We start from the raw sequence: 13,515 nt of genomic DNA, 5'->3' as shown, positions 1-13,515 counted from the left end.
CTTACACCAATAATTTAATAGGCTGTTCCAGTACTTCTTTTAGTTCCGTCAAGAAGGCTGCGGCCGGCGCCCCGTCAATCACCCGGTGGTCAAATGACAAACTTAAAACCATCATCGGCCGAAGCTCGATAGCACCGTTAACGCCGACTGGTTTTTCATTGATGCGCCCCACTCCAAGAATCGAGGACTCTGGCTGGTTGATGACCGGCGTGAAGGCATCGATGGCATACATGCCTAAATTGCTGACGGTAAAAGTGCCACCTGACATTTCTTGCGGCTTGATCTTATTATCACGTGCCGCTTTGCCGAGACGTTTGCAATCTGCAGTCAGAGCTGACAGTCCTTTTTGGTCAACATGCTGGATCACGGGTACGATTAGACCGTTATCGACAGCCACTGCCAGACCGAGATTGATCTCGTCTTTATAGACAATTTCGTTCCCTTCCAATGAAACGTTGATGTGAGGATGTTGCTTCAAGGAAAATGCGACCGCTTTCATAATAATTTCGGTATAAGAAACACGGTAACCTGTTTGTTGTTCAATCGGCTCAAGCAATTGTTTGCGCAGGCTGATGGCTTGTGACATGTCCACTTCTGTCGTTAATGTCACATGAGGCGCAGTTGTTTTGCTTTGTAGCATACGTTGCGCCACGACTTTTCGGATGCCTTCCATTTTGACGCGTTTTCCCGAAGTTGTAGCAGGAGAAGCATTTGGTTGTATCGCATTTTCTACATCAGCACGCTTAATCTTTCCGTTCTCGCCAGAGCCTTTTATTCCCTGTAAGGCAACACCCTCCGCTATCGCTACTTTTTGTGCGAGCGGTGTCGCCTTCACCGGCTGTTCAGATGAAGCGAAACTCATTACATCTGCCTGATGGATTCGTCCGTTCGGTCCCGATCCTGTCACTTCTGACAAGGTGATGTGTTTTTCTCTCGCTATCCGTCTAGCTGCGGGAGTTGCGCGAAGTTTTTCGCCATTTGCGTCAGCAGTTTCTTGTTGAGCGGACGTTTCACTGATTCCTTGCTCGGTTAAATCCTCTACTTGAGCTTGGCGGGAATCACTTAAATCATCTGCCTCTTGGCTACCGCCAGATTCACCCGGTGGCGCATCCGGTACTGGCTCACCTGCTTCGCCGATATATCCCACGACATGATTGATCGGCACTTCCTCATCTTCTGCAAAGTATTTTTTCAATAAGATGCCTTCTTCGTAAGATTCAACTTCGATATTGATTTTATCCGTCATGATTTCAAATAACGGTTCCCCTACATCGACGGAATCGCCTTCGTTTTTATACCATTGCAAAAGCGTTCCCACTTGCATCGTGCTGCTCAGTTTTGGCATGAATATTTCTTTGGCCATTGACTCCGTTCCTCCTTTCTAGTGTCGGTTTAAGGTTTCTTTTACAGCTGCCACAATATCGTCGACGCCGGGAATGGCTGATTTTTCAAGCTCAGGGTTGTACGGAATCGGCACTGCTTTCCCGCCTAAGCGCATAATTGGCGCATCCAGGTAATCGAAGGCTTCACTTTCGGCAATGGTACTGGCAATTTCTCCACCAAATCCGCCGCGTTTGACCGCTTCGTGCACGACGACCAAACGGCCCGTTTTTTTCACGGACTCTATAATGGTTTCCGTATCTAAAGGCACGAGTGTGCGTGGGTCGATCACTTCGACGCTGATGCCTTGTTCTTCGAGTTTTGCTGCTGCTTCCAGAGCTTTATGCACCATGATGGCGGTCGCTACGATGGTCACGTCGCTCCCTTCTCGCTTTACATCAGCCTTGCCAAGTGGAATGGAATATAATTCTTCGGGCACATCAGATGTGGTTTTATAGCATAATTTATGTTCATAAAAAATAACCGGATTGTCTTCATCGATCGCGGCTTTTAAGAGCCCTTTGGCGTCATATGCAGTGGAAGGCTGGACGACTTTCAATCCAGGCACGTGGGCCATCCACGCTTCTAGGCTTTGAGAATGCTGGGCAGCTGCTCCGGTCCCAGATCCGGCTGGCGTGCGAAGAACCATCGGCACTTTCCCTTTGCCTCCGTACATATAACGAATTTTCGCTGCTTGGTTGACCATATTATCCATCGCAATGGTCATGAAATCCGAGAATTGAAGTTCCAGGATGGGACGCATACCGGTCAACGCGGCTCCAACCGCTGTCCCGGAAATAGCGGCCTCAGAGATTGGCGTGTTGCGGATGCGTTCGGGGCCAAATTCTTCAATCATCCCCCGCGTTACACCAAATGCACCGCCGTAGACTCCGATATCTTCGCCCAAAATAAAGACGTCTTCATTCCGTCGCATTTCTTGGCTCATCGCTTCTCTGACTGCTTCTAAATAGGTTAACTCTCTCATCAACTTCCGCTCCTTTGCTCCACGTTATGCGTAAATGTCTTCCATCAAATCCTCGATTGTCGGCATTGGGCTGGCTTTCGAAAATTCAACGGAATCCTCGATTTCTTTTTTGGCGGCTGCTTTGATTTCAGCTGCCGATTCTTCTGTCAGTAAGCCTTCCCCGATCAGCGCATCCCGAAGCCGTGCGATCGGGTCTTTCGCCCGCCACTCTTGCTCTTCTTCACGCGTGCGGTACTTTTTGGCATCGCTCTTCGAATGTCCTTTCCAGCGGTAGGTTTTGGCTTCAATGATTGAAGGCCCTTCTCCGTTTCGCGCCCGCTCGACTGCTTCACCCACACCATTCATAACATCGAATACATCGTTGCCATCGACCACTTTCCCAGGGACTCCGTAAGCCACAGCGCGTTTTGCCACATCTTCCACGTTCATCATTTCCTTCGCCGGTCCGGACATGCCGTATTGATTGTTTTCACAAACAAAAACCACCGGCAACTTCCAGATGGAAGCCAAATTCAACGCCTCGTGAAAACTGCCTTCGTTAGATGCCCCATCGCCAAAGAAACAAAGAACCACATATCCTTCATTTTTCATCTGCGAAGTCAGAGCGGCACCCGTCGCAATCGCAAAGCCGCCTCCGACAATGCCGTTTGCCCCCAGATTGCCTTTATCGACATCTGCAATATGCATCGAGCCCCCTTTGCCTTTGCAATAACCTGTGGTGCGCCCGAATAACTCAGCCATCATCCGATTCACTTCCGCGCCTTTAGCAATGCAGTGTCCGTGACCTCGATGCGTGCTCGTGATCTTGTCGCGTTCTTGTAAAACAGCAATTGAACCCACTGCCGAAGCTTCCTGCCCGACTGCTAGATGCGTAGTTCCATGGATCATGCCCTTGGCGAAGAATTCATCGACCTTCTCTTCGAAAAATCGAATTTGCCACATTTGCTTTAATAAATGCGTTAAGTCCGTTTTCTTGAGCTGTGCCGGAATATTGATGAGTTGTGTCATTGATAATCCCCCTTTTTACATTTGTTCTAACTCGTAACATATGTAAAATTATAAGTCTTTTCTGATTATTCGTCAAGAACAAAAGGGCCAGACTTCTTGATGTTTCAGAAGTTCGACCCTTTACTTTGTGACTTGTTATTTTTTTTCAATTTATAGGTGTTTATAACTCTTCGGGATGAATGCACTTCTTTTAGTACACGGTACGGCTTTTTGATGGCTCTAAAAGGAAACGATAGCAACAAATGGCTGAGATCTTCCTTGTACTCTTTCGTCACACGCGTCGGCTTTGTCGATATGCGTTCGTACAATTCCTTATAGAACTCTTTCCTGAGGTCCATATTCATTTCGATTGTCCGGCCGCATTCCATGCAGCGAATGCGTTTAATGTCATCGTTAATATACGTAATCTCGTGATTGACTTCCTCTCTGCAATGAACACAATATAAGCCAGCTTCCATCTTTTTCACTTTCATATTAAAACACCTTCTCATTTTGGTAGTGAACATGCCTCTACAGTGATTTAGAGCCTTTGTCTAGTACCATTCAAACGATTTTGATTACTGGATGTTCGTTTTAAACTTTCTTTTACAGCCTTTTCGCAAAGGTTTCGTCCTGTATGCGACGCAATCGCCAAATGGTCGACTCCTTCGTTTGTATTACATCGTCGTATGTGACGATATTTCCTTTTTTGACGGAACGCTTTAACTGAACATGGCGGTCGACCAAACCTAATGGCAAGGCGTTTTGTTGTTTCGCATCTTCTGCTGACAAGATGTGGCCATAAACCGTGAATCCTCCTATACTATCGAGAAATTGGCCTTCTTGGAGATCGGTTTTGGCCACCGTTACGGTTTCCGCTTGAAGTCCTTTCCAAGGGGCAATCGTGGCTTCGTTGTAGATAAAGGCGCGCGCGATCGAAATGGGAGTCTCCAAGCTGGTCAAATGATAGGGACGATATAGCACATAATTGGGCCCAGCCCCCATGCTCAAGTACTGCATCTCGTGGTTAACTTCCTCTTTTTCCGAGGCAATGATCGCAAATACGCCTGGGGCGACACCGTTAATGTATTCGACGATTTTCTTCTTGCTGACTTGTCCGCCGTCTTCTTTCAATTGAAAGATTTCCGGAAGCCCTTTGACATCACTTACGAACCCATGCATCCCTGGGGTGTCTGGAAGAAATCCTGTGGCATTGGCGACAGCGGTCATTTCAACCATCGTCTTTGTGCCGTCCTGGAATGAAGCCAGCATTTTCGCACTTGCGCCTTTTCGCGCCGCTTCGTCCGCTGCGGTGTCAGGGTTCGCTGCCAAATTCAATGGATTGTTTTTCCCTTTTCCTAAGGCGACGACTTCAAAACCGAGTGCATCCGCAAAATCGTATAATTCCATAATAGCGCCAGGTTCATCGCCGGCGGTGCCCGTATAAACCACGCCACTGGCATCAGCCATCTTCTTCAATAACGGCCCAATTGTTACATCCGCTTCCACGTTCAACATCACGATATGTTTTCTATTTAAAATAGCGTCCCAGGCGATCTTGGCACCGATGTCGGGAACACCGGTAGCATCGACCACTACATCTACTGCCGTGGATGATGTGACCAAGCGCGCGTCTGTCGTTGCCACTACTTTACCGGATTGAATCGCTGCTGCCGCTTCCTCTGCGTCAGTTGTTTTGACGATATCAGCATCCGCGATACCCGCTTTTACGTAAGCATTTACTACATTATCGAGTTGGATATCTGCTGTTAAAACCACGCGCATGCCCGACATATTTTCAATTTGTGAAACCATGCCTCTCCCCATTTGGCCAGCACCCACGAGCCCGACTTTAATGATGTCTCCGTTTGTTTCCATTTCTTCAAGCTTTCTATTGATACCCAGCATGCTTCAGTCTCCTCTTTGTCAGGCTTTTAGTATACAAATTTCGGCTCCCAATGCCAGTTCGGGCAGAGGGGTTTTTTCTACACACATTGTTCCCGGAAGATTCGCTTCGGCTTCGCCTGAAAACGAAATAGTGCAATGGCCAAGATCTCGGAGCGTATCATTTACTTTGTTGCCAACATAAAGGATTTCAAAGCGTTCGCCGTTAATTTCTAGAACATCTCCTGCCTCCACACCTTCAAGCAGTTCTGCTTTTTCGTGAATCACCGCAAATGACCGCAATTCTTCTGGGACGGTATTGTTAAATATGACCATCATCTGCTCATCTGCGAACAATTCTACCTCTTCCCCAATTTCTGTAATTTTAGCTTCGTATTTTTTTATCATCTTCACTCTCACCCAATCCTTTTTTTAGTACATTCCAAAGCTTAGTAGATAGGCGATGACAACAGCCAAAGGCCCTGTGATCAAACGGGAAATCAAGACAGCCGGGACACCGACCTCGATGGTTTCCGGTTCTGCTTCTCCAAGAGTCAACCCGACCGGGACAAAGTCAGCCCCAACTTGTGGGTTGATTGCAAACAATGCTGGGAGTGCTAATTCGGGTGGGATATTGCCGCGCCCGATTTCAACACCGACCAAAACTCCGACTACTTGGGCAATAACAGCACCGGGCCCGAGTAAGGGAGACAGAATCGGCAACGAACAGATGACCGAGAGGATAAGCAAGCCTACAAAATTACCGGCAAGCGGGGTGACGAAATTTGCGATGATGTCACCGATTCCGGTGAAAGTTATGATTCCGATTAACATACTGACAAATGCCATGAACGGCAAAATATTCTTGATGACTTGATCGATTGTTTCGCGTCCCGCTTGGTAGAGTACGCCGACGACTTTCCCGGCACCTCGGCCGACCCGTTCCACGATGTTCATTTTTTTAGGTTCGCCTGTACTGTTCGCCGCCACTTTTCTTCTGGCTTCTTCTTTCAATTCCTGTGGTGTTTTACGGGCTGCTGGTGCAACCGTTTTATCTGCTGCTTCTTTCACTTCATTTTGGTCTTCATAAGGTGCTGCTTCCGCACTGATATCTGAAACCGTCACACCGGACACAAAATTTTCTTCATTGATGAATTTCATCAATGGCCCGGATGGGGACGTTGCGTTTACATTGATCGTTAAAATATTCATTTTCGGGTAAACCCCACAGCGTGCTGTCCCACCGCAGTCAATGATGACACAAGCCATTGTTTCTTTCGGATACGAAGATTTGAATCCATCTACCGCTTCAGCCCCCGTTAAACGGGCAATTTCCTCTGCGACGGGATGAATTCCACCTCCCGTTACAGAGACGATATACCGTTGGGTCTCGTTCGGTCGTATTGTGAGTGGACCGCCCCAGCCTCCTCGGCCTTTCGTCACGGAAATCGCTTTAAAGTTTAATGGTGTTTGATTGTCTGCCATTTTGCTTCCCCCTTTTCAATTAACCACTTTCAGCAATTACACTTCCATTCCTTTTGCTTTCATCATGCGAACCGTAATGATTTCCGTAACGATTCCACGCATCAGAATCACGATAATTCCAACCAAAAAGAAACGGATTGCGAGTGGCCCAAGGGACAAGCCCAATTCAGTGATTCCCGCTGCGATGCCGAGATAGACGAATAACTCAGCTGGGTTGGCGTGGGGGAATAATCCGGTAATTGGATGGACAAACGATACAGCAGAATCGTAAAAAGCCGGCTTTTGTTTTTCCGGCAAGAATTTACCGAATGTGTAAGCCATTGGATTGGTCAAAAAGAACACGGCCAATACCGGAAATATGGTGTAGCGCAGAATAATATTTTTTGTGCTTTTTGCAGCCAAGCGATTGATGCGTTCTTCCCCGATTAAACGGATCAGTGCATTGATCGCTGTGATCAACACGATTAATAATGGAATGATTCCTGTAACAAGCCCTGTAAATGTATCTGCACCGGCTTGAAACATTCCAATAAAGCCTTCAGCGAGCGAAACTAAAAAATCCATCCTTTTTCCTCCTTAGATTGCCAGATTTGTTTTCTTGCCCATTTGCGTTTCGATTTTTTCAATCGCCATCTTGAACGCTTTGCCATCAGATTCTTCATCCAATTTCTCTTTTAGGGATTCGATATGCATCCCATTGAATTTGGGAAAATCCTCAAAACGGCTAAATACCGTCACACCTTTCATGAGCTGGCTCTCGATCAGGGATCCTGCCTCATCTGTTACCAATATGGCAATCACACCGATACCTAATTTTTGTTTTTGTATGCCGACCCCGAGATATCCCGAAGGCCTGTTGCTCATTTTCTTTAATGTTACCTGGTAATTTCTCAATTGCATTTTGGTCATCAAAATCTGAAGGATCCATATCCCCGCGAACACAACGATAAACCACCCCCACAAACTCAACACCCCCTAGCTTTTTACATTTGTTCTAACTAAGCACAAATGTTATATGAGTAATTATAAAAGCGCTTTCAAAATAAATCAATAGTATTGAAAGAATATTTTAATTATTTAACCAATTATCTCAACTACTGGTTGTTCTATCTCCAAGTGGCCGTTTAACAATCAAGAGCCAACAGCAATCATTACATGGAATGCAAGAACGGCCGAATTCCATCTCAGCTGATGACGCTGCTCGCCAGCAGCCGCAATCACTCCGGACAGTTTTTCTGTCTTCAATCCAAAAATCTCTAGCCCCAACTGCCAAAGTACAGTACAGTATTGTGCAGCAAGAGCAACAAGATTGGGACTGAGAAAAGATAGATTTCATCAAATAATTCGAATAGTGTAGAGATAAGGGAGGAACAAAAGATGTTTTTAGATGAAAGAAGTGCTAGTTTGCTAAAGCTCTTGCAGCATTCATCGATTCCTTCAATGAATGAAATGGAACAACAAACAGGACTGACACGCAGGCAGATTCAGTACAGTTTGAATAAGGTTAACGACTGGCTCGAATCGAATGACTACGCTCCTGTGCAGTACAAACGGGATCTCGGTTATTTCTTATCAGATAAGATTGCAGACGCTTCGATCACCGTCAAGTTGACCAAACGGAGCTATATTTTTTCTGAGAAGGACCGGGAACAAGTTATTTACTTGATGATTCTGTTGAGCCAAGAAACCTTGTCCGTATTTCATTTTCAATCCGCCACGGGAGTTTCACGAAATACCGTATTGAATGATCTTCAGCGTTTAAAAGAACAGGCACAAGAGATGGGATTGACCATCCGTTACTCCAAGCAATCCGGTTACATCATTACTGGCAACAGCCGGATCAAACGGTTCGTCATCGAGCAATTGCTTCATGAGGTGTTGAATGGCTCCAACAGCCAAATGATTACGCAATGCATCTGGAGTGAGTTTGACGAACGCATCACAGCCATTCATGACCAGTTAGAAAACATGGAACAGCAATTGGGCATCATCTTTACCGATGAACGCCTGTACGAACTGGCCTACCTTTTCTTTTCCACCGACCAGTTGATCGGCAAAGGAGAAGAACTTGATCAAGATCCGAGCTGGCTCCCCTTCGCAGAAACGAAAGAATATGTGTTGATCGATGCGATGATCGGGACAGCCGCTTTTCAATCCACTTGGAGCCAGACCGAAAAACTCTATGCCACTTTGCATTTGGTCAGCATGAACCGGACAAAAGACCGTTCGCCCTTGAAAGACGACCAAGTGTTCCGCGAGCTTTTGCAGCGCGTCACCGAAGAGTTCGAGCGGCTGACATTCGTCCACCTTCAAGACAAAGACCAGCTTTTCGAGCAATTGTACGTCCATTTCAAACCCGCTTTTTACCGCATCAAGTACAGGTTTCCTCACGTCAATCCGATGATGGAGCGGGTTTCCAAGATTTATCCGGAACTCCATCATTTGACGCGCAAGTCTTTGAGGATCCTGGAAAACGAATTGGGCTTCCAACTGCCGGAAGACGAAGCAGCCTATTTCACGATTTATTTCGGCGGCTGGCTGCAAAGGCAAGGAACCCGTCTGGACGACCGGAAAAAAGCCATAGTCGTTTGCCCGCACGGCATTGGCGTCAGCAACATCCTGAACTATACGCTAAGGGAATTATTTCCGACCATCCTTTTCTTGGACGTGCTGTCTGTGAGGGATACGGCTGAATATCCATTGGACTACGATCTCGTATTTTCTTCGGTCTTTCTGAACACGGACGCTACTTTATTTGTAGTCCCCCCTATTTTGGAAGAGCGGGACAAGCAGCGCTTGAACAAGCAAGTAATGCAGGAACTCTATGGATACACAGTTCCAGACTCGGATGTTGCCGGATTGATGGAGCTGATTTCCAAGCACGCAACGATCCATGACCCGAAGCAATTGGAAAAGGAGTTGCACGCCACCTTATATGTACAGGCAGGCACCCCCACACACGCAGTAAAGGAGGCAGAGAAACCCGTGCTAGCAGAACTATTGACTACCCAAACCCTTCAATTGAAACAGCAAGCTACGACTTGGCAAGAAGCAATTCAACTCGCTTCTAGCCCGCTAGTGGAATTAGGAACCGTTAAAGAAGAGTATGTTACCGCGATGGTGGAGTCGATTGAAAAAAACGGCCCTTACGTCGTCATCACTCCGCTCGTCGCTATTCCCCACGCACGCCCTGAAGAAGGAGTGCTGTCTTTATCGATGAGTTTATTGAAACTCGACAAAGCGGTGGATTTCGCCCCAGACAAGCCAGTTCAATTAATTATTGTGTTAGCTGCAGCGGATAGCGATTCGCATTTGCGTGCGTTGATCCAATTGACCAGCTTGTTGAACGAGCCTGCCAATATTCAACGGATGCTCGAAGCCACGGACAAAGAACAATTATTGGAAATCATCCAAACATATTCTAAGGAGGAAACAGAATGAAAATCATGGTAGTGTGCGGAAACGGATTAGGAAGTAGTTTTATTATGGAATTGAATGTCAAGAAAGCGCTAAAAGAATTAGGGAAAACAGCGGAAGTCGACCATACTGACCTGACTTCAGCTAAATCGGTGCAAGCTGATCTCTTTATCGGGGCTGCAGATATCATGAGCCAATTAGAAGACGGCAATCGTACCATTATTAATCTAGAGAACATGATGAGCATTCCTGAAATTAAAACAAAACTAGAGCCTCATTTCGCATAAGGCGGGCATTAAGGGGGAACCACTATGTTACAAGTAATCATGAATGACATTTTAGGAACACCAGCCATTCTGATCGGATTGTTTGCGCTGGCGGGATTGCTGCTTCAGCGTAAAAGCAGTGCTGATGTCGTATCAGGCACACTGAAAACAGTAATGGGCTTCGTCATCATCGGAGCTGGGGCGACCGTATTGATCGGTTCGTTGGATATCTTCGGGGATATGTTCGATCATGCATTTAACGTACAAGGCGTCATCCCGAATAATGAAGCGATTGTCGCTGCTGCCCAAAGCCAATTTGGGACCTCTACCGCATTGATTATGGTATTCGGGATGGTCACCAATATTGTGTTGGCGCGCATCACACCGTTTAAATTCATCTTCCTAACCGGACACCATACATTATTCATGGCCTGCCTATTAGCGGTAACCTTGTCCGTAGGCGGACTTGAAGGCGCTCCTTTGATCATTACAGGATCGATTATTTTGGGCTTGTGTATGGTATTGTTTCCAGCGTTGTTGCAGCCGTATGTACGTCAAATTACGGGAAGCGACGATTTCGCTGTCGGACATTTCGGCTCGATTGGCTATTTTGTTTCTGCGAATGTCGGGAAATTGGTTGGCGATAAAGAAAAAACGACTGAAGAAATCAAAGTCCCTAAATCACTAGGCTTTTTGAGAGACACTTCTGTAGCCGTTTCGTTGACAATGGTGTTGTTCTTCTTCGTTGTCGCTTTGTTTGCTGGGCAGGACTATATTGAAACAACACTATCAGGCGGTTCGAATTTCTTAGTCTTTTCTTTCATTCAAGCAATCACGTTTGCGGCAGGCGTCTTTATCATCCTTGCAGGTGTGAGAATGCTAATAGCTGAAATCGTTCCTGCTTTCCAAGGGATTGCGGATAAATTGGTTCCTAATACCAAACCGGCATTGGATGTTCCAACGGTCTTCCCTTTTGCGCCAAACGCAGTTATCATCGGTTTCTTGTTTAGCTTTTTTGCTGGCTTGTTGGCGATGTTCTTCCTGCCGGTTCTCGGACTTAGCGTCATCGTCCCTGGTTTGGTCCCGCATTTCTTCACAGGAGCTGCGGCCGGCGTCTTCGGCAACATCACAGGCGGACGGCGCGGTGCCATGGCGGGCGCATTTGCCAACGGGTTGATCATCAGCTTTATCCCGGCCATCCTCTTAGTAATGTTGGGCGATATCGGATTTACCGGAACAACCTTTGGCGACTCTGACTTCGGCGTTGTCGGCATCTTGATCTTGAGCATCATGAAACTTTTAGGATTTGCTTAAAGAGCATCTATTAAATAAGAGCCATTCCAAAATCAAAAGATTTTGGAATGGCTCTTTGCATGCTGTATGTGTTGATCTTATTCGTAAATCCCGACCTCATCAAACCCATCTGCCGTAGCTTTCTCTTCCGCGCTTCCTTCTCCGTAGATGTCAGCCGCCGATTGGACAATTAGCTTTCGGGCTTCGCTGAAGTTGGAAGTTGGCGTCAAATAGACCGTTAGCGCACGGTAGAAAATCTGGCCGAGTTTTTCCTTGCCGATTTCTTCACCGATCAAATAAGCGGCATGGTTGGTAATCGATGAATTGATATGGACACCGCCGTTATCCAAATTGATTGGCAAATCATAGAATTCGTCCATATGGGAAGGGTAATTGCCTTCTCCATCTCCGTAAGGTACATAATCCGCTTTGACAGGATATTTGCTCGGGTCGCTTAAGCTGCGCAGTGAGACTCTCCCGTCTTCTTTGGCATCAGGACCCATGATGTCCTCACCAAGTTCCCAATCGTCTGAATCTACCAATACGCCGAAAATGTCTGCAAAGGATTCGTTCAACGCGCCTGACTCAAAACGGTACCGGAGATTCGCTGAATTGGAGATCACGCCATGCGTCATTTCATGCGCAGCTACGTCTAGTCCCGCAGACAATGGCACCATGAACGATCCATCGCCGTCGCCGTATGTCATATAGCGGCCATTCCAGAACGCATTATTATAGCTTTCTCCATAATGCACATAGGAAATAATCGCCATTCCATTGTCGTCAAGTGAGTTGCGGTCGTGTTCGTCATGGAAATATTCATATACTTGCTCGGAGTTGAAATGTGCATCTACAGCCGGGCGTAAGTATTCATCTTTCCACGAGGCGCTGTGATTCGTGAAAATCTCCCCGTCATTTGCATCCAATGTATAAATGCCTTCTAGGCCTTCATGTGACTCATCGGACAAGCTGAAGGTCGTGCCTCCCTTAGCTTCTTTTGTCTTGGTCGTGTGGATTTTGCGCTGTTCGCCAAGTACGCCGGTGCCGACCGATTGATGGATGTCTTGAGCGTGCATGATGGCATTATACTGATCGATCACTTCCCCGCTTTTCGCATCCACAAAGACAAACCAGTTGCCGGGTTGATCCCCCATGAAGTTCACATTAACCTTATAAGCTAAATGGTTTTCTTCTTCAAACGGATAAACGACGACTTCCAATTCAGGTGCATACTCAAGCTCTTCTGGTGCTTCAACTGCGTTTTTCGCTGTTTGAACGGCTTTGACGAGGCTCACAGTCGGCGCCGTGTCGATGCTGCTCGTGGACGCTTCAGGGAAATGGGCTCCGTTAACGGACACCAATTCGTCCTGTCTGTTGTAGTGAACGACCACTTCCGCCCCTTCAACCGGGATACCGTTGACTGCCTGGTTAAAGCGGACATGCGTCATGCCGAGATCGTCTTTTTCCACTGCTTTTTGCTGCAAGTTTTTCTTCGGGTTTTTCAAGCCAGTCTTTTTCTCGTTTTCCGCAAGATAATCAAGCGCATTCGACGCATTGCTCGAAGACCGTTTCTCTGCGATTTTTTCTTTCACGAATACAGGGACATGGGCGTTTTCGTTCCACGTTTTTTCAGATTGCCCATTTGCTAACGCGGTGCTCGCTGTAAACGAACTGGCGACGAGTGCAGATGATAATATAACAGGCATAATGTATTTTTTCTTCAAATTTTTTCCTCCTCAACCTTAATGAAATTTAGTATACCGAAGTAAATTTGGACATTCAACGAGATTACAGATTATTTGCTATATTTGAAAATTT

The 13,515-nt window shown here is 46.6% G+C and carries 13 protein-coding genes; 3 read left to right on the top strand and 10 right to left on the bottom strand.

Translation table 11 applies throughout. From position 1 onward, the window contains the following. Position 1: 1 nt before the first annotated feature. From BBI11_RS07925 to BBI11_RS07885, 9 genes are all read right to left on the bottom strand, one after another. Positions 2-1,363 carry a dihydrolipoamide acetyltransferase family protein gene (locus BBI11_RS07925; protein ID WP_068462150.1) on the bottom strand — a complete coding sequence of 454 codons (1,362 nt, stop codon included), beginning with the start codon at positions 1,361-1,363 and terminating at the stop codon, positions 2-4. Positions 1,364-1,381: 18 nt separating this feature from the next. Continuing rightward, positions 1,382-2,365 carry an alpha-ketoacid dehydrogenase subunit beta gene (locus BBI11_RS07920; RefSeq protein WP_068462148.1) on the bottom strand — a complete coding sequence of 328 codons (984 nt, stop codon included), beginning with the start codon at positions 2,363-2,365 and terminating at the stop codon, positions 1,382-1,384. Positions 2,366-2,389: 24 nt separating this feature from the next. Further along, positions 2,390-3,373, bottom strand: coding sequence for a thiamine pyrophosphate-dependent dehydrogenase E1 component subunit alpha (locus tag BBI11_RS07915; protein ID WP_068462146.1), 984 nt, complete (start codon positions 3,371-3,373; stop codon positions 2,390-2,392). A 104-nt stretch (positions 3,374-3,477) separates the two neighbouring features. Then, a complete protein-coding gene (locus tag BBI11_RS07910; protein ID WP_068462144.1) occupies positions 3,478-3,846 on the bottom strand; it encodes a bh protein in 369 nt (122 codons plus the stop codon). Between the two features lie 112 nt (positions 3,847-3,958). Then, the gene (locus tag BBI11_RS07905) at positions 3,959-5,260 is read right to left on the bottom strand and encodes an NAD(P)H-dependent oxidoreductase (RefSeq protein WP_068462142.1); all 1,302 of its coding nucleotides are present in this window, start codon (positions 5,258-5,260) and stop codon (positions 3,959-3,961) included. Between the two features lie 18 nt (positions 5,261-5,278). Beyond that, a complete protein-coding gene (locus tag BBI11_RS07900; protein WP_068462140.1) occupies positions 5,279-5,644 on the bottom strand; it encodes a PTS glucitol/sorbitol transporter subunit IIA in 366 nt (121 codons plus the stop codon). A 24-nt stretch (positions 5,645-5,668) separates the two neighbouring features. Beyond that, complete coding sequence (gene srlE, locus BBI11_RS07895) at positions 5,669-6,721, bottom strand: PTS glucitol/sorbitol transporter subunit IIB (RefSeq protein ID WP_068462137.1); 1,053 nt, start codon at positions 6,719-6,721, stop codon at positions 5,669-5,671. A 36-nt stretch (positions 6,722-6,757) separates the two neighbouring features. Next, on the bottom strand, positions 6,758-7,285 hold the full coding sequence (srlA, locus tag BBI11_RS07890) for a PTS glucitol/sorbitol transporter subunit IIC (protein ID WP_068462136.1): 528 nt from the start codon (positions 7,283-7,285) through the stop codon (positions 6,758-6,760). A 12-nt stretch (positions 7,286-7,297) separates the two neighbouring features. Beyond that, entirely contained in the window at positions 7,298-7,693 is a 396-nt protein-coding gene (locus BBI11_RS07885; RefSeq protein ID WP_237150332.1) for a transcriptional regulator GutM, read from the bottom strand. 405 nt (positions 7,694-8,098) lie between these two features. Here BBI11_RS07885 and BBI11_RS07880 point away from each other — a divergent pair, with 405 nt between their 5' ends. Genes BBI11_RS07880 through BBI11_RS07870 form a run of 3 tightly spaced genes read left to right on the top strand, consistent with a single transcriptional unit; the run spans position 8,099 to position 11,718 of the window. Continuing rightward, positions 8,099-10,162: a BglG family transcription antiterminator gene (locus BBI11_RS07880; RefSeq protein WP_068462131.1), complete on the top strand. Its 2,064-nt coding sequence runs from the start codon at positions 8,099-8,101 to the stop codon at positions 10,160-10,162. Continuing rightward, entirely contained in the window at positions 10,159-10,425 is a 267-nt protein-coding gene (locus tag BBI11_RS07875) for a PTS sugar transporter subunit IIB (RefSeq protein WP_068462129.1), read from the top strand. Before BBI11_RS07880 ends, BBI11_RS07875 begins: the two co-directional genes overlap by 4 nt. A 24-nt stretch (positions 10,426-10,449) precedes the next feature. Then, positions 10,450-11,718, top strand: coding sequence for a PTS ascorbate transporter subunit IIC (locus BBI11_RS07870; protein ID WP_068462127.1), 1,269 nt, complete (start codon positions 10,450-10,452; stop codon positions 11,716-11,718). A 77-nt stretch (positions 11,719-11,795) separates the two neighbouring features. Here BBI11_RS07870 and BBI11_RS07865 read toward each other — a convergent pair whose 3' ends face one another. Further along, on the bottom strand, positions 11,796-13,421 hold the full coding sequence (locus BBI11_RS07865) for a M4 family metallopeptidase (protein ID WP_068462125.1): 1,626 nt from the start codon (positions 13,419-13,421) through the stop codon (positions 11,796-11,798). Positions 13,422-13,515: the final 94 nt, after the last annotated feature.

This window comes from Planococcus maritimus, assembly GCF_001687625.2.
Lineage (GTDB): Bacteria > Bacillota > Bacilli > Bacillales_A > Planococcaceae > Planococcus > Planococcus maritimus.
This window is presented reverse-complemented; position numbering and strand designations above follow the sequence as displayed.

Bases quoted from the DNA above. Each gene is read 5' to 3' on its own strand.
- BBI11_RS07925 (WP_068462150.1), bottom strand. From the start codon at position 1,363: ATGGCCAAAGAAATATTCATGCCAAAACTGAGCAGCACGATGCAAGTG.
- BBI11_RS07920 (WP_068462148.1), bottom strand. From the start codon at position 2,365: ATGAGAGAGTTAACCTATTTAGAAGCAGTCAGAGAAGCGATGAGCCAA.
- BBI11_RS07915 (WP_068462146.1), bottom strand. From the start codon at position 3,373: ATGACACAACTCATCAATATTCCGGCACAGCTCAAGAAAACGGACTTA.
- BBI11_RS07910 (WP_068462144.1), bottom strand. From the start codon at position 3,846: ATGAAAGTGAAAAAGATGGAAGCTGGCTTATATTGTGTTCATTGCAGA.
- BBI11_RS07905 (WP_068462142.1), bottom strand. From the start codon at position 5,260: ATGCTGGGTATCAATAGAAAGCTTGAAGAAATGGAAACAAACGGAGAC.
- BBI11_RS07900 (WP_068462140.1), bottom strand. From the start codon at position 5,644: ATGATAAAAAAATACGAAGCTAAAATTACAGAAATTGGGGAAGAGGTA.
- srlE (WP_068462137.1), bottom strand. From the start codon at position 6,721: ATGGCAGACAATCAAACACCATTAAACTTTAAAGCGATTTCCGTGACG.
- srlA (WP_068462136.1), bottom strand. From the start codon at position 7,285: ATGGATTTTTTAGTTTCGCTCGCTGAAGGCTTTATTGGAATGTTTCAA.
- BBI11_RS07880 (WP_068462131.1), top strand. From the start codon at position 8,099: ATGTTTTTAGATGAAAGAAGTGCTAGTTTGCTAAAGCTCTTGCAGCAT.
- BBI11_RS07875 (WP_068462129.1), top strand. From the start codon at position 10,159: ATGAAAATCATGGTAGTGTGCGGAAACGGATTAGGAAGTAGTTTTATT.
- BBI11_RS07870 (WP_068462127.1), top strand. From the start codon at position 10,450: ATGTTACAAGTAATCATGAATGACATTTTAGGAACACCAGCCATTCTG.